Annotated in this window: 14 protein-coding genes; 1 reads left to right on the plus strand and 13 read right to left on the minus strand. The window is 61.6% G+C overall.

The window, feature by feature from the left end; all coding sequences use genetic code 11:
- Window positions 1-123: 123 nt before the first annotated feature.
- Window positions 124-1626, plus strand: coding sequence for a helicase HerA domain-containing protein (locus tag AC1D2G_RS07910; protein WP_457153091.1), 1503 nt, complete (start codon window positions 124-126; stop codon window positions 1624-1626).
- 132 nt (window positions 1627-1758) lie between these two features.
- Here AC1D2G_RS07910 and AC1D2G_RS07915 read toward each other — a convergent pair whose 3' ends face one another.
- From AC1D2G_RS07915 to AC1D2G_RS07975, 13 genes are all read right to left on the minus strand, one after another.
- Entirely contained in the window at window positions 1759-2040 is a 282-nt protein-coding gene (locus AC1D2G_RS07915; protein ID WP_477413139.1) for a hypothetical protein, read from the minus strand.
- Window positions 2041-2067: 27 nt separating this feature from the next.
- On the minus strand, window positions 2068-2271 hold the full coding sequence (locus AC1D2G_RS07920; protein ID WP_477226799.1) for a DUF1127 domain-containing protein: 204 nt from the start codon (window positions 2269-2271) through the stop codon (window positions 2068-2070).
- Between the two features lie 86 nt (window positions 2272-2357).
- Window positions 2358-2657 carry a DUF4242 domain-containing protein gene (locus AC1D2G_RS07925; RefSeq protein WP_477291509.1) on the minus strand — a complete coding sequence of 100 codons (300 nt, stop codon included), beginning with the start codon at window positions 2655-2657 and terminating at the stop codon, window positions 2358-2360.
- A 236-nt stretch (window positions 2658-2893) separates the two neighbouring features.
- Window positions 2894-4627, minus strand: a complete 1734-nt coding sequence (locus AC1D2G_RS07930; RefSeq protein WP_477413141.1) for a winged helix-turn-helix domain-containing protein — start codon at window positions 4625-4627, stop codon at window positions 2894-2896.
- Window positions 4628-4902: 275 nt separating this feature from the next.
- Entirely contained in the window at window positions 4903-5973 is a 1071-nt protein-coding gene (locus AC1D2G_RS07935) for an adenylate/guanylate cyclase domain-containing protein (RefSeq protein ID WP_477301644.1), read from the minus strand.
- A gap of 3 nt (window positions 5974-5976) precedes the next feature.
- Window positions 5977-6471 (minus strand): Rab family GTPase, encoded by a 495-nt coding sequence (locus AC1D2G_RS07940; RefSeq protein ID WP_095091295.1) that lies wholly within the window; start codon window positions 6469-6471, stop codon window positions 5977-5979.
- A gap of 13 nt (window positions 6472-6484) precedes the next feature.
- Window positions 6485-9460 carry an OmpA family protein gene (locus tag AC1D2G_RS07945; RefSeq protein WP_477413143.1) on the minus strand — a complete coding sequence of 992 codons (2976 nt, stop codon included), beginning with the start codon at window positions 9458-9460 and terminating at the stop codon, window positions 6485-6487.
- 94 nt (window positions 9461-9554) lie between these two features.
- Entirely contained in the window at window positions 9555-10220 is a 666-nt protein-coding gene (locus tag AC1D2G_RS07950) for a hypothetical protein (RefSeq protein WP_095091773.1), read from the minus strand.
- A gap of 525 nt (window positions 10221-10745) precedes the next feature.
- Window positions 10746-11732, minus strand: coding sequence for an ABC transporter permease (locus AC1D2G_RS07955; protein ID WP_477413145.1), 987 nt, complete (start codon window positions 11730-11732; stop codon window positions 10746-10748).
- Between the two features lie 91 nt (window positions 11733-11823).
- Complete coding sequence (locus AC1D2G_RS07960; protein ID WP_477413147.1) at window positions 11824-12795, minus strand: ABC transporter permease; 972 nt, start codon at window positions 12793-12795, stop codon at window positions 11824-11826.
- Entirely contained in the window at window positions 12792-14366 is a 1575-nt protein-coding gene (locus AC1D2G_RS07965) for a sugar ABC transporter ATP-binding protein (RefSeq protein ID WP_477413149.1), read from the minus strand. Before AC1D2G_RS07965 ends, AC1D2G_RS07960 begins: the two co-directional genes overlap by 4 nt.
- A 213-nt stretch (window positions 14367-14579) precedes the next feature.
- Entirely contained in the window at window positions 14580-15614 is a 1035-nt protein-coding gene (locus AC1D2G_RS07970; protein ID WP_477413151.1) for an ABC transporter substrate-binding protein, read from the minus strand.
- A gap of 158 nt (window positions 15615-15772) precedes the next feature.
- Window positions 15773-16687, minus strand: coding sequence for a sugar phosphate isomerase/epimerase family protein (locus tag AC1D2G_RS07975; protein WP_477413153.1), 915 nt, complete (start codon window positions 16685-16687; stop codon window positions 15773-15775).
- Window positions 16688-16753: the final 66 nt, after the last annotated feature.

Consider the following 16753-nt stretch of genomic DNA (forward strand, 5'->3'; position numbering starts at 1 on the left):
TTGTTGTGATGATCCGGAGACCGTTCCTTGGCCTGTGCGCAACACGGCGCGGGCGGCCATGCGCGCTCGACGGGCTGTGATCGGGTTGATAAGCCCGTCTGCGAAAGGAGCGCCTGAGTCGAGATGACCGTTGCGATCGAGATGGGACACACGACCGCAGGCGCCGCGGCGACGCTCGATCTCGAGGAGCTGCTGGCGACGCGCCTTTTGGTGCAGGGCAATTCGGGCTCCGGCAAGTCGCATCTCTTGCGGCGGCTGCTGGAGCAGAGCGCCCCCTGGGTGCAGCAGACCATCATCGACCCCGAAGGCGACTTCGTGTCGCTGGGCGACCGTTTCGGCCATCTGGTTATCGATGCCGAGGAGCATACCGAGCGCGGCTTGCAGAGCGCCGGCGAGCGGGCGCGCATCCACCGCGTCTCCACTGTGCTCAATCTCGAGGGGCTCGACGCCGAGAATCAGATGCGGCGGGCCGCCGCCTTCCTCGGCGGGCTGTTCGAGGTCGCCCGCGACCACTGGTATCCGATGCTGGTGGTGGTGGACGAAGCGCAGCTGTTCGCACCGGCAGTGGCCGGCGAGGTTTCGGACGAGGCGCGCAAACTCTCGCTTGGCGCGATGACCAATTTGATGTGCCGTGGCCGCAAACGCGGGCTTGCCGGCATCATCGCCACCCAGCGGCTGGCCAAGCTCGCCAAGAACGTCGCTGCCGAGGCGTCCAATTTCCTCATGGGCCGCACCTTCCTCGATATCGACATGGCGCGCGCCGCCGACCTTTTGGGCATGGAGCGGCGCCAGGCGGAGGCATTTCGCGACCTGGAGCGCGGCCAGTTCATGGCACTCGGTCCGGCGCTATCACGGCGGCCGCTCGGGCTGCGCATCGGCCCGACCGACACCAGTCCGCGCAACGGCACGCCGCGGCTGATGCCGCTGCCGGAAGCAGCCCTCGAGGACGCACGCGCCATCATCCTGGCAGCGCCGCCGCCCGAGACGGTGCGGCCGCAACGCCGGTCGTCGCCGGACCTGCTCGATCAACTGATGGCGGCGAAGTCGGCGGCACTCGAAATCCGCCCCGAGCCGGTGGAGCCGCAAATCAGCGCCGAGGATCTGGCCGAGCGCCGCGAGCGTGTGGACCGTGTGCTGCGCGCCATCCTGGCGCAGCCGGACGCGGGCTTCCGTGTCATCGGCGTGCTCTATCAGGAGTTCGTGGTGCGCTGCCGCATCGAGGGCCTTGCCTCGGTGGTGCCCGATCTGCCGGAGTTCCGCCGCATGCTGACGCGCGCCCGCGCCGGGCTCGGCTCCGACATGGCAGCAGGGGATGACGCCTGGCAGGACGTCTCGGTGCGTGCCTCGCTGCTGCCTGATGATATGCAGGGCGTGTTCATGATGATCGCCAGGGCGGCGAAGGAGGGCTGGCCTTGCCCGAGCGACGCCGCGATCGCCCGCGCCTATGGCTCCCACTCGCTGCGCCGCGCCCGGCGTCTCCTCACCTACATCGAGGAGCAAGGCCTCATCGTCTGCCAGCTCGACGGGGTAGGCCGGCGTACCGTGACGCTGGTCGAACTCGCCTGGGCAACGGCCCCGGGCGACCCCAATGCCGAGGAGGCGGAGCAGGGGCGCCTGGCGGTGTGAGGCGGCAGCCTCAGGTTTCCGGCCTGCCCGCGAATTTGCGCCAGTGCCGACAGTCGCCAGCAGCCGCTGGCCGTACCTTTTCGGAACCATGCGCCTCATACTTGATGTCTCGGTTTCGAGCGCCAATGTCGTTCAAAACCCGCCATTTCGCATACGCCCGCCGGCATTTTCCCGGCGAGAATATGACCGCAGCTTGAGGTAGCGAGACGTCAAGATGCGGCCGATCTGGATGAGGTTCAGAAGCACAAAGAAGACATTCCAGCCGACCACGCTCATGAGCGGCGCCGGCTGGCTGTAGAAGTACACCGCGAGACAGGTTGCTGCTGCGGTCGTCAGTATCCGCAGCCGCAAAATATCCAGCGTGAAGTAGGCGACCACATACATGATGTTCGCCATGTTTATAAGAATTTCCATTTTCCAATTCCATCTAGTTGCGAACGATCAAATACGATCGTGCTTCAGATGCTCTCGAACGGCATACGAGATTGCATCGCGTCGAAGGCCTATGTCCTTCAGGATATGGTCTGGCAGAGCGCGTAAAGCCCTCTCGGTTCTGCGAGCCTTCAGCCCAATCGAAACATGCTTGAGGTAGTGAAACATTGTTTTCTCCATTCGGTAGGATTCGCGGTGCTGGTATGCGGGCATGCCGCCTGCAAGCGCCGTCCGTTCATTGCCTGTTGGTTGCGTGATGCTGCCCCACGCTGATGACGTGAGGCAGCAACTGGACTCAGTCAGGCGGCTGCTGTTGAAATCGGATCGTTTTGAAGGATGACGGTGTCGGCCACCGGGTAGAATTCCTCTCCCGGCATGCCGACGCGCTTGGCGTGATCCCGGATGGCCTCGCCGTCTTTCGCCTCGTAGATGCAGAAGGTGCCGATGCGCCCATCGGGTTCATTCACCACGTAACTGCGGATCCAGCGGACTTGGCCAGGCATCTGTTCCTTGGCGACCTTTGCTGATTTCGCGCCGGCGGCTTCGAGTTCCTGCAGAGATGCCCATGCGCTAGGGCGACGGATGACATAGAGGTTCACGATTTTTCCCTTTCGCTATCGCGCCGACCCATTGTCGGCGCCGCTGGTGCCATGCGTGTCTGCATGGCCGGGAAAAATTACCTGCTGAGGGGGCTGACCGTCCTTATCTCGAGCTTATCTTTGGCTGATCTTCGCCCTGGCTAGGCGGCAAGAGCTGATCCGTGGCCCATCGCGGCAGGCAAGCCAGCCGCGTTCAGGTGATGAGCTCTTGCCTGGGACGATCGATGAGCGATTGGCTATCGGGCGAAAAGCTCTGGCGAAGCAGTGCGGCTTCTTGGTCCAGGCGCTGCGATCCCAGGTGGCGAGCCGATCTTTCTGCCGCCGTGATCTCTACTTTCGCGCCGCTGACGTCGCCCGAACCGAGCAGAGCTCTTGCCAACTGCAGGCGGATCCTCGCCGCATGATAATCGACACCGGCGCTTGTCCAAAGTTGCCGGGCCAACAGCAGAAGGCGATTTTTGTTCGGGTCGTCTGGCTTGCAGAGTGCAGCCTTTGTTTCGGCTATCAACGCCTGTGTCGCCGGTTGTCGCCAGCGTTGTGGTTGTGCATCGATTTCGGTCAGATAGATTGAGGCTTGCAATGCAGGCTGCATTGACCAACAAGTTTCCGCGCCGCTGAAGATGGAACCATGACACCCCTTGTAAGACACGGTCAATTGCAGCGAGCGCACCTTCCAAGTCGCCGCTTTCGAACAACAGCAAGGCATTGCCCGGTTCCGCGTCCCAGCCGAGTGCATAGGCCTGATCGTAGTCAGCTCGCGCCGACGCGAGATCGCCGATCATGGCGAAGATATCGCCACGGACCCGAAAGCCCTCGCCAAGCGACCACGATTCCTCTGCAGAAAGTTTGGGAAGCGCCTCATTTATGCAAGCCAGGGCCTCAGGCAAAATCTGTTGCGCCGCAACCACTTCGGCACGATGAAGGTCACAGGCCCCTGATGTTTGGGCAAAGCTTGCGGTACACCAGCTTTCAAAACCCTCACTCCACTGGCGAGCACGCGACCAATCGGCAAAGGTCCTGCAGCTCCAGAGGATGTTGCAATAGACCAAGCTACCGGTGATCGGGTCCACCTGGCTCGACAACGCGATCGCCGCCGCATGGTTTTGCTGCTCGTTGCCCTCCTCGATCTTCCCAAGCGCCAGGTTGTAAAATCCCTTGTAGGTCAGGGTCAGGGCTCGCAGGCCTGGGTCATCGCAATGTTCAGCTATCGAGTGGGCGGCCGAAGCCAACTGAAGCGCTTCCTCAGGGCGGCCGCCTGAGGATGCAAGACGCGACTTCATCCATAGCAGATACGATTCCGTGCTCGCGTCCTTGGACTGAGAAAGAAGCGAAGCAGCACGTTCCAGCCATCCCTCCGCAACGGCAGCCGCTCCCCGTTCGGCTTGGATCTTGGCAAGTGTCACGGCGGATCTGGCGGCGCGCGCTGAATCCCCAGCCTCGATATGAGCAGCAACGGCGCGGGTCAGCATAGGGATCGCCTCGGTCGGCCGCCCTCCGCATTCAACGACCAAAGCCCAAAGATCGATATCGGCCGGAGAGAGAGCCTCGATATCCGCAAGACCTGCGAAGAGCTTTGCAGCCGCACTCCAATCGCGTGCCGCCGCTAGCCTGCGGGCCTGCGCAAGGTTGTCATCCCCCGCGAACGTGGCAGGCCGCACGTAGCCCAGTCCTGGCTCATCGATTGCGAAGCGATAGCCGTGGCGGACGTAGCTGTGTATTGCGTCCTGCAATCCGCCTGCTGCAAGCGCCTTGCGTGTAAGGCTAACCACCCGCTGAAGCGACGCTTCAGTCACAATGACATCCGGCCAAAGAGCGTCCATCAACTCCTCTTTGGGTACAACTCTGCCTGCGTTGCGAACCAGATACACGAGCAAGTCAAAGACAAGCGGCTGGATTTTCTGCCCAACGCCCTCCAGGGACAGTTTGCGGGCAGCTTCATCAAGTTCGAATTGTCCAAACGAATGGTGCATCGCCGTCTTCCGATGCTGCAGTCTACCTTATCGGTCCCAGATATGGGAGCGGCCCCGTTCTAGTTGACGGCAACCGGACTTAAGCTTGCAAAGTGACTGTCATTCTTGTGGTTCACGGAGCGTGTCTTGCTTGGCGAAAGATGCACAGACGATGCGAGATCGCCCAGGACAGACCTTCGGCGGTCGCACGGTTATCAACTGCTTCGCGCACCCTCTGAGGACATTCACTGGCTTGAAATGAAATGCGCTGCAGGGTTGGCACTGCCAGTGGCAAATCAGGCCCGGAGCCGCCACATGCGCACACGACCTGTGCCCCGCAATTCCGTCTCCTCGAGTGGGTCGCAAGCGAAATCTGGTCCAAGCAGTGTGTGAGTTGCATCCGAAATACGGATCTCATCGGGCTCGGCGGACGTTTGAATCCGTGAGGCGAGATTGACGGTGTCGCCCCACAGGTCATAGGCAAACCGCTTTTTGCCTATGACGCCGGCGACGATCGGTCCGGAGTGAATTCCAATTCTCAGTCTTAGCGGCTCTCCCGCGAAGCGTTCGCGCCGACCCGCCTCGCGCAGTTCAAGTGCATAGTGCGCAAGGGCTTCCGCATGATCGGATCGCGCGGCGGGCAGGCCGGCAACCACCATCACACAATCGCCGATTGTCTTGATCTTTTCGCAGCCATATCGTTCCGAGAGCTGATCCGCCACCTTGAAGAAGTAATTCAAGATAGCGAGCGTCGTCACGGCTCCGACGCTTCGCGCTCTTTCCGTAAAACCGACGATGTCGGCAAAAAGCACACTCACCTCCGCGTGGTTGTCCGCAATCTGTTCGTGCGCCTTTAGCCGCTCCGCGATGGACGCCGGCAGAATGTTGAGGAGCAGGGTTTCGGCGCGCTGGTATTCACGCGACAATCCCTCCTGGCTCTCCCTCAACGCCTCGTTCGTCGATCGTAATTTCTCGTTGAGTTGACGCTCCCTCTCTTGCAGGAGCGTCATTTCATAGGCCTTCTGTTGAAGCCGCTGCCTGTTGTCGCGTTCGGCGGTGGCGTCAAGAACGAGCAGCCACACGCAGTCATCGTCAGCAAAAAGATGAAGGTCCGCGACACGCCCGCCGGGCAGTTCGATCATGGCCATATGAAATGGAAGCTCCGGGCAAGGCAGCAAGCCTTCCATGAATGCAAGCTGATCGGCAACAGGCTTACCAATGCGAAGTGATGAGAGTTCGTAATGTTTAAGATTGCCGCCCTTCGCAACTATGCAAAGCTCTGCGTCAATTTTCAGATACGCGACAGAGTGCTCACGATAGAAGAAGTTGAAAATCCAGCTTCTGACTTCTCTTGGCAATCCATGCATGGTCTATTCGGTGACCATCGAAGCAAGCTGACGAAATGCATCATCGACACATTCACCTGAAAGCGCGCTTGTCAGATAGATTTGCCATCCAAGCTGCCTCAGTCCGTCAATCTCACTATCCGGTATTGCCCACCGATCGGCCAGATCGGATTTGTTGAACAGCAACACGAACGGCATAGGTCCGAATTCGGCCTCGACCCGCTCGCGCAGCGTGAGCGCCACGGCAAGGGTTGCGGCGCGGGTTCCATCGACGACAAGCACGAGCCCGGTCGCACCTCGCACATAGCTGACGCGGAATGAGCCGATATCGTCTTCGCCGGCCAAATCCCACAAAATCAGATCCACGGTTTTATCCGGGAGTACGACACTCTTCTTGTCGATTTTCACTCCCACCGTGGTCAAGTAGGTTTCCGAAAAGATGCTTTGCACAAACCTGCGCACCAGGCTCGTCTTTCCGACAGCGAACCCGCCCAACATGCAGATCTTTTTTTGCAGCATCGTGGGCCCCGCCCTAGTCCAGGTTTACCGTAACCGAAACCCGGCGATTGGTGGAGCTACCAGTTTGAATATTTTCAGGCACCAACGGCTCAAAAGTTCCCGCGCCCCGAACCAGCAGCAGTTCCGGAGGGACGCCGCGCTTGTTAAGAAGCGCGCGAACTGTCTCAGCGCGGGCGGCGCTGATCGACGCGTTGGCCGTCTCACGGCCAGTGGCGTCCGAATGCCCGGTTAACATGAACCGCGCTGTTACGCCTGACTTGCGGGCATTCTGGGCGAATTCCTTGATTTGATCCGCCAACCTGTCGAGAACCGGCACCTGCTCTGGTCCCGGCACAACTTTGCCGGACGAGAAGAAAATATCGGTCGTCTGGATGGCTTCTCTCAAATAATTAAGTTCTGCAAGGTTCAGCTCACGCAGCTGCGAGACATCCAGAACCACTCCGTCCGCCGAAAGTTGCTCGGAGGCGGCCTGCGCCCGGGTGATCCAGGCGGCAGGGGCCTCACCCACGACAACGATGCGACCCTGGACGATCGAAACCTGAACCGATTTCGGCGGGGTCAGCGACGCCGTCAGCCGCTTCACCACGAACTTCGGATCAAGGCTCTGATAGAATTGCCACTGTGAATGAACGCGGGCAGGATCAACCTCCGTTCCGGACAGCAGAGCTTGCGGGTCGGCGGCAAGCGGGTCTCTCAGGCCGGAAATGTAGAAATGTCCACCCCTCGCCGTTTGTTGGGCGACGATGATTCCCGGTTGGGCCTCAAGTCGCGACACATAATACTGCCAGTGCTCTGCCGCGCGCGCATCGGGGCTCACATCACGAACCTTGGAGATGTCGAATTCCGGTCCGCCTGCCGAAAGCTGTCGGGCCGCTGCGCGTGCCTTGTCTATCCAGGTGTCGGGAGCCTCACCCTCGGCAACGATGCGATCATTGACGATTGAAAGTCGTACTGTATCCGGCGGATACAGCGACGCTGTCAGCCGCTTCAACACGAACTCCGGCTCAAGGCTCTGATAGAATTGCCACTGCGAATGAACCCGGGCGGGATCGACTTGCGTTCCGGACAGCAGCGACTGCGGGTCGGCGGCAAGCGGGTCTCTCAGGCCGGCAATATAGAATTGGCCATCGCGTATCTTTTGATCTGCAACGATGATGCCCGGCTGGGTCCCCAGTCGCGACACATAGGCCTGCCAGCGCTCCGCCTCGCGTGCCTCGGGGCTTACATCGCGGACTCTGGAGATATCAAAGACCGGCCCGCCTGCCGAAAGCTGCTGGGCGGCGGCATGCGCCCGGTTGATCCACGTGTCGGGAGCTTCACCCTCGGCAACGATGCGATCATTGACGATCGAAAGCCGTACCGAATCCGGCGGAGCCAGCGACGCCGTCAGCCGCTTCAACACGAACTCCGGCTCAAGGCTCTGATAGAATTGCCACTGCGAATGAACGCGAGCGGGATCGACCTGCGTTCCGGACAGCAGCGACTGCGGGTCGGCGGAGAGCGGGTCTCTCAGGCCGGCAATATAGAATTGGCCATCGCGTATCTTCTGATCTGCAACGATGATGCCCGGCTGGGCCCCCAGTCGCGACACATAGGCCTGCCAGCGCTCCGCCGCGCGCGCTTCGGGGCTCACATCACGAACCTTGGAGATATCGAAGACCGGTCCGCCTGCCGAAAGTTGTTGGGCGGTGGCACGCGCCCGGTCGATCCACGTGTCGGGAGCCTCGCCCTCGGCAACGATGCGACCGTTGACGATCGAAAGTCGTACTGTATCCGGCGGGGCCAGCGACGCCGCCAGCCGCTTCAACACGAACTCCGGCTCGAGGCTCTGATAGAATTGCCACTGCGAATGAACTCGAGCGGGATCGACTTGCGTTCCGGACAACAGCGACTGCGGGTCGGCGGCAAGCGGGTCTCTCAGGCCGGCGATATAGAATTGGCCGCCGCGCATCTGGTGTTCCGCAACGATGATGCCCGGCTGGGTTCCCAGTCGCGACACATAGGCCTGCCAGCGCTGCCCGGCTTGCCAGGAAAGAAAGAACCAACCGCCTGCCGGTACCAAAACCAGCAGGACTGCAGCCACCACCAGCCACGGAAATCCCTCGTTTGAATCCTCGTGCTTCAGTTCAACACAGGTCTGTAGCTGCGCCTCTACGCCGGCCAACTGCGAACTGTCGCCGTCAAACTGCTCTAGAGCTTCTGAGCTCTCATCGTGGATGCGAAGCAGTACGTCGCGAATTATCTCATGTAATTCCTCTGGCGGGTTTCCGCGGATCACCGCAACCAAGGTCGCAAACGGTCCAACTTCCGACCAAAGACGAAGTTCCCCGAAACGGATAGTGTCCAGGCCGCTCTGTTCTTTCTCGTTGAATGAGTCCTTCACAAAATCTTGAATTGCACTAAGCATCGAAGAAATTAGTTGAGGGTCTTCGCTCGTTGCATTTTCGGCGGCTACATGTGTAATCAATAGCCCAGAATTGCGGTTAATGAGAAAGACATGCTCTACTTGATAGGAGAGGGAATGCTTAAGGACAACTTCTGAGAAGCTCGTTCCTGTCCTCCAAGCTTCAAATCTCCACTTAAGTCCATGCCAAGTAAATATATGCCTTAAAGATTCGTTCAGCGACTGAAAGGTCTGGTCGATCTTTTCGCCGATCGACTTGCGAATGGCCGGCAGAAACACCGGGTATAATATATCCGTCAGCGTGCGCGGGTTCTTTTGGATGGACCGTCGCACGGCCCGCTCGACAACTGGCGCAAAGGCCTCGCCGAGTTGCGCATGAGACGCCGATGCGGCTGCGCTGGGGAGAACGTCCCCCACTGCGGCCGCAAGCTGCTCGGGTTCGTCGAGCAGGTGCGTAACGCGTGAAAGCTCAGAAATTTCGCGGCCGACCAGCAGCTCGCGAAGCGTATCCATGCGATGATCGGCGGCTGGAACGTCGAAATGCGCATGATTATCCGGATCGACGTTCCGGGCAATTTCGACCAACAGCCTAGCCAGAGCCTCGCGATCAATCTCGGTATCGTTCGAGGCTGTACTTTGAGGAAGGTTGACTGGGTCGACGGTTGACGTCAAATTCCGATCAACTCACTTTCCAGCTGCGTTCCGAGTTGTTCTTGTTACCGACCGGATCCTGATTCAGACATTTTGCAACCTCGACAAACAGGCCAGCCAAAAGATTTCGGTCGGTCTTGACGTTGCTGAGATCGGAGAACATTTTCTCCATGATCATCTGAACGGTTTCATTCTTTTGCTTGATATCCTCACGCAGCGAATGATCATTTCGATTCATCCGATCCGCAACATCGCGCTCAAGCTCGCTCAATTGATCCGACAACGCGCGCACCTGCTTTTCAAGTGCCTGATTTTGCTCGCGAAGGTTCCGGTCAATCTCCTTGTCGGCCTCGGCTCGTGCGTCTTTTTCGTTCCGCAACTGCGCCGCAAGCGATTCGACCTGCTTCTTTGCATTTGACTCGTACATTTCGAGATTGCGCTTGGCCTCGGATTCGACATCCTTGAAGCGCTGCAAGAACCGTTCTTCAAGCTTGGAAAACCGGCGGTCATAGTCCTGCATCTGGTTGCCGAACAGCAGATCGCGTATCTTGTCGACACCTACCGCGTCGCCGGAGCCTCCGCCCTCGCGAGCCTGGGCCGCCATGAAGTTCAGCCCGTTTCCCTCCGCATTACCCATCAGATTTACGTCCGCTTTAACTGCTGGAGAAGCGGCATTCGCAGATTCCTTAGCCATCTTTTTGCCCCAATTGCCATCGTGCAAAACTCGGAAACAGATAAATATGTCAGCAAATTAGCCGGGCCGCAAGCTGGAATCTTCCTAGCTTAAGCCGATCCCAGCGTCCCCTTTTCGCCGCTCGAAACAGCAACAAACGCACGAGTTCCGATTGGGGTCACTCTTGTATCTCTTTGTAGCTGCGCCCAACGCCGGCTAATCCAGTCGACCATTGTGCGCAATCTACTTGCGAAAAGTGCAATACGATGTCTGCTATAGATACTATATTTCAGATAGGTTTCGCAGACTCTTTCGATTCATCGAAACTCGCGGACCTGTCGGCGCGCGTACTGTCTCAGATCCAACTGTATACTGCGACCGTCTGCTTCCGATGCGGACCCAATGCTAACAAGGAAGGTCTTCTTTCGGGACGGAGAATGGCTGTTCGAGAATGCCGGGGACAGCGACCGTTGTCGGCGCAAACCTGCCTGTTGCCTCTGTGGCCGAAACGCGGCGCGAAGCGGAAATTCGCTTCCGCGCCCACCCCTACCTTTCCTCCACAATCCTTAGATACGCCGCCGTCACGAACAGCACGATCAGCCCGAACAAGATCCGCCTCGCCCCTTCCGGCATTTGCAGGATGGTCAGAAGCGTCGTCAGCACGGTGAGGATCAGGGCGCCGATGATGGTGCCGGTGTAACCGCCGCGGCCGCCGAAGATCGAGGTGCCGCCGATCACGGCGGCCGCCACCGAAGGCAGCACCAGCGGTTCGGCGAGCGACAGGGAGGGGGCCTTGATCAGGCCGATATAGAGCAGGCCGGTGATGCCGGCGAGCACGCTGGAGATGACATAGAGAGCGGTGATGACCTGCCAGTATTGCACGCCGGAGAGGCGGGTCGCGCGCTCATTGTCGCCGACGGCGTAGAGCAGGCGGCCGAAGCCGGTGCGGCTGAGCGTGAACACGATGAGGGCGGCCAGCGGCACGAACAGCAGCAGCGCGTTGGGAATGCCGTAAGTCAGGCCGGTGCCGAGCCAGGCGAGGAAGTCTGGGATCCTGGCGCCCGATGCGATCACCGTGCGCTGGTAGACCTGCAGGCAGCCGGTGCCGATCAGGCTGGTGCCCAGCGTCATGATCAGCGGGTGGACGCGGAAGACGCCGACGCCGATGCCGTTGACGAGGCCGATCAGGACCGCCGGCATCATTGCCAGCAGGAAGGCCACCGCCGGGTCCTGGTTGACGATTTGCGTGGCCATGATGAAGGCGCTCATCGTCGCCACCGTGCCGATCGACAGGTCGATGCCGCCGGTCAGCATGGTCATGGTCTGGCAGCCGGCGAGGATAGCCAGCGGTATGGCGAACTTTATCGTATTGGCGATCCAGCGCTCGTTGACGATGCCGGGGCGCAGTATCTGCAGGATCACCACCAGGATGACGAGCAGGATGATCAGCGGGATCAGCGGCCGGTCGGCCATAAAGCGCTTTACGCGGCGGCCGAAGGGGACAGGTTGGGGAGAGATCGCGGTTGTGCTCATGACGCTCGTGCTCGCGATTGGTTTCGCCCGATGTTGGTTCGGTTGACGGGAGAGGATAGTGCTCCGCGGCGCCCCATTTCATGCCCACTCATCATTGCTGGCTCCGCATGGTGATGAAGGCCCCGAACATCACCACGGCGACCATGATCGCGCCTTCGATGATGGCGGTGACGTTGGGGTCGATGGCAAGCAGCGTCAAATCGGTGCGCACCAGCCGTAGCACGAAGACGGCGACGATGGGGCCGAGCAGGCCGCCTCTGCCGCCGCCGAGTGCGACGCCGCCGAGCACCACCGCGGCGACGCTGGCGAGCAGATAGGGGCCGGGAATGGGCGCACCGATGCCGGTGCTCATGGTCAGAGCCAGCCCGCCAAAAGCGGCGAACAGGCCCGACAGCGCATAGGCGATGATGCGGGTGCGCGCGACTGGTACGCCGCTGCGGAACGCCGCCAGTTCGCTCGAGCCGATGGCGTAGATGGAGAGGCCGAGGCGGGAGCGCCTGAGCGGTATCCAGATGATGCAGAGGCAGACGATGAGCAGCAGCAAAGCCTTGGGCAGCCAGGCATCGATGCCGTCGGGCAGGCCGGGTATCGGCACCGTGCCCGAGATCAGCGCCTTCAGCCATTCGGCCGCCGCACCGCCCGGCGCATCGAGCACCAAAAGGGCAGCGCCTTGCAGCACGAACAAAGTGGCCAGTGTGACGACGATGTCGGGCACCCGGGTGACGACGATCAGCATTCCGTTGATGGCGCCGAGCACGAACCCCATGGCGAGCACGAAGGGCACCACGAACAGCGCGTATTCTTCGCTGGCGCCTGACATCATCGAGGCGGCGGTGACGCTGGTCAGCGCCATCATGGCGGCGACCGACAGGTCGATGCCGCCGGCGATGACGACGACGGTCTGGGCGGCGACCGCAAAGGCATAAGGCAGCACGGCGCGCACCAGCGAGCCGAAATCGCCGCTGCCATAGGCCGGCTGGATCAGTTTTGTGATGATGAACAGGACGATGAAGAGGACGAACAGGCCGGCGACCCAGCCCTGGCGGCGCAGGAAATGGCTCATGGCGTCGGCCCCGGCGTGTTCGGTTCCGAGGAACTCGCGCTCTCAGGCGAAGAAGCGTGGGGATCTGCCAAAATGCCGATGTCGGCCTTGGCGCCGCGCGGCAGGCCGTAGGCGGCGCGCATCAGCGCCGGCTCGTCGGCCTCCTCGACTGCGAAGATGTCAACGACGCGGCCGCCGAAGATCACGATGACGCGGTCGCAGACACGCTGCACCTCCTCCAGTTCGGAGGTGTAGAACAGCACCGACTTGCCGTGGCCGGCGACCTCGCGCAGCAGTTTGTAGATCTCCTGCTTGGTGCCGACATCGATGCCGCGCGTCGGGTCGAAGCACAGCAGGGTCCGTGTGTCGGCGGCGATCCAGCGGGCGATGGTCACCTTCTGCTGGTTGCCGCCGGACAGGCGCTGCACTTCCCCTTGCGCGCGGGTATCGATCTGCAGCCGCTCGATGGCGCTGACCACCTTGGCGCGCTCCTGTCGCATGGCAATCGGCCCCCAGTTGCGCAAGGCGGCACTGAAGGGCAGCGCGATGTTCTCGCGCACCGAGCGCTGCATGGCCAGCGCCTCGGCGCGGTCGCCTGGCACATAGGCGAGGCCGGCGCGGATGGCGTCGATCGGGTGGGAGAATTTCGCCGGCTGGCCGTCGACCTCTATTGCGCCGCCCGATGGCCGGATCGAGCCAGCAAGAGCGGCGAACAGCTCGTCCTGGCCCTGGCCCTCAAGCGCGACGACGCCGGCGACCTCGCCATCGGCGAGATCGAAAGAGACGTCGTTGAGCTTGGTTCCGACGCGCAGATTGCGCACCACCAGCCGCGGGCGGGCAGGGGCGGGCGCAGCCTTTTGGGCAGGGCTGCGGGCGGCGACATGGGTCTTGACGATGCGTGTGCCGAGCATCAGCTCGACGATCTTTTCCTCGACGCCAGGCACGATGTCGACGACGCCGACGGTCTCGCCGTCGCGCAGCACGGTGGCGCGGTCGCACAGCGCCGAGATCTCGACGAAGCGGTGGGAGATGAAGATTACCGCGCGGCCGCTGTCACCCTGGCGGCGCACGACTTCCAGCACCTTCTCGGCAAGGTTAGCGGGCAGCGCCGCCGTCATCTCGTCTAGCAGCAGCACGTCGGGCTCGACGGCCAGCGCACGCGCCAGATCGAGCACGCGCAGCACGGCCAGCGGAATGTCGCGGGCGGTATCGCGGATATCGAGGTCGGGAATGCCGAGTTCGCGCACCCATGCACGGAACGGCTCGACCGGCGTGCCGGTCAGCCTGAGATTGGACAGCACGTCGAGATCCGGGATCAGCGACGGCTCCTGGTAGACGGGCAAAAGGCCGGCGCGACGCGCGGCGGCGGGCGAGCGTATGTCGCGGGCCTCGCCACGGATGAGGATACGCCCGGCATTGGCTGGAATAGCGCCGGTCAGGATCTTCACCAGCGTCGACTTGCCGGCGCCGTTGGCGCCCATCAGCGCGTGCACCTCGCCCGGCAGCACCGACAGCGATGCGTTGCGCAGCGCGGCAACGGCGCCGTAATTCTTGGCGACGCCGGTGGCGTCGAGGAGCGGGTTGCTGGTCAAATCGTGTGGTTCTCGGGTTGTGTGCTCGGATCACTGCGAATGTCAGCGCCGCCCCTCACTGTCCTGCCGGACATCTCTCCCCCTAAACGGGGAGAGAGAAGCTGTCCGCAACGCCGGCGACGACGTCCCTCTCCCCGTCTCTATACGGGGAGAGGATGCCGGCAGGCAGGTGAGGGGCGGCGCCGACCGACGGCCGTTAGCGAAAGCCCAGACTTACTCGCCCGGGCCCTTGCAGGCGACGATCTGGTCCTTGGTGTAGGTGGTCCAGTCGGGGATCGAGATCGAGACCGGCCATTCGGGGCTCAGCGACGGGTCGGCGGCGGCCTTCAGCTTGGCCTTGCCTTCGTCGGTGGCGTTCTCCCATAGTTGCGGCTCGACCAGCACGGTCTGCTGTGCCGGCTTCTTGCCGTCGAGGATCTGCAGCGCCAGCGTCACGCCAGCGCCGCCGATCGAACCGGGGTTGGTGACCGCGGCGCCGACGAGACCCTTGACCGAGCTCAACTGGCCGACGAAGCCAGCATTGTCGGCGCCGACGATCGGCACCAGCGGCGCCTGCGACTCGACCAGCGCGTCGACGATGACGTTGTCGATGCCGGAGGTCCAGATGCCGTTGATTGGCGTTCCCGTCGAGAGGAAGGAAAGGATCTGCTGCTTGGCCTGGTCCTGCTGCCAGCCGGTGAAGACTTCCTGCGCGACCTTCACGTCTGGGAATTCGGCCAGCGCCTTCTTGAAGCCCTTGTCGCGGTCGCTGTCGGCGGACGCGCCGGCGGCACCGCGCATGTAGAACACCTCGCCCTTGCCGCCCATCTGGCCGAACAGCCATTTGGCGCCGAGATAGGCGTACTGCTCCTGGTTGTTGGAGATGATGTAGGCAGACGGTTCGGTGACCGCCTGGTCGACGGCAACGACGACGATGCCGGCCTTGGTGGCTTCCTCGAGGCCCGCCTTGATGCCGGCCGGATCGGCCGGGTTGACGACGATGGCGTCGACCTTGGCGCTGATCAGGTTGCGGATGTCTTCGAGCTGGCCGGCCGCATCGGTGTTGCGGTGGGCGATGTTGAGCTTGGCGACCTCGCTGGAGGCCAGTGCCTGTGCCTTCATGGCGCAGACCATCTCCTCGCGCCAGCCATTGCCCTGCACGGTGTTGGAGATGCCTATGGTGTATTTGCCTGCGGCGGACGAGGCGCCCACTGAGGCCAGGAAGGCCGCGCCGGCAAGTAGCGGGACCATGGTCAGATATTTCTTCATTTCAGATTTCCTCCACATTGTTTTTCAGTTCAGTTCCAAGTCGTTGAAGCGTGCCGCTTAGAAAGTGATTCAGGCTGCGCGCCTTAAGTTCTTGTTTCCATGCATGTCGTTGTCCCAAAATCGCTCCTCCGCGCTTTGGGCGACATGCATTTGCGCCGTCATTTTACGAACGGACGCAGCACATCGCGGGCAAGCAGGAAGCCGCGCTTCACCTGATCGTCGCTGCCTTCAAATCGCCTGTCCTCGTGTTCGATGATGATGGGTCCGTCATAGCCGGCCCGGTAGAGGCCGGAGAGGAAGCCGCTCCAGTCGACATCGCCGAGCCCCGGCATGCGCGGCACCTGCCAGCCTATGCCAGCCGAGAGGATTCCGCGCTCGTAGAGTCCATCATGATCAATCATCAGGTCCTTGGCGTGGGCATGCAGCATGTAGGGGCCGAATTCCCGGATGAAGCGGGCCTGGTCGATCATCTGCCAGACCAGATGCGAGGGGTCGAAATTCATGCCGATATCGCCGCCCCAGGCTTCCAGGATGCGGCGCCAGACCTGCGGCGAATAGGCGATGTTGTGCCCGCCCGGCCACTCGTCATAGCTGAAGATCATCGGGCAGTTCTCGAAGGCGAGCTTGACGCCATGGCCGCGCGCATGGGCGACGATTTCGGGCCAGACCTTGAGCGCCTCCTGCCAGTTGACGTCGACGGTCTTGGCGGCATCGCCACCGCAGAAAGTGTTGACGACAGTTACGCCCATATTGGCGGCCAGCACGATCACCCTCTTCAGATGGCCGATGACAGCCTCGCGGTGGGCGGCGTCGGGGTGCAGCGGGTTGGGATAGTAGCCGAGGCCGGAGACCGAGAGGTTCTTCTCCGCCAGCGAGGCGACGATGTCCCTGGCCTGCGCGGCGGAAGTCGAGGCGGCGTCGATGTGGCTGGTGCCGGCATAGCGGCGGCTGGCGCCCGACGATTTCGGCCAACAGGCGATTTCCAGCGCCTCGAAGCCGGCGGAGCTTGCCCAGCCGGCGACCTCGCCAAGCGGCGTCTCCGCGAAGGGTGCGGTGAGCAGTCCAAGTTTCATCATGCCTCCCCTGAACAGTTCATCGTTTTCACGGAACGAGGAATCGTTCTATGCCTTTGTTTTTGA

The sequence above is a fragment of the Mesorhizobium sp. P2_C7 genome, from assembly GCF_056404515.1.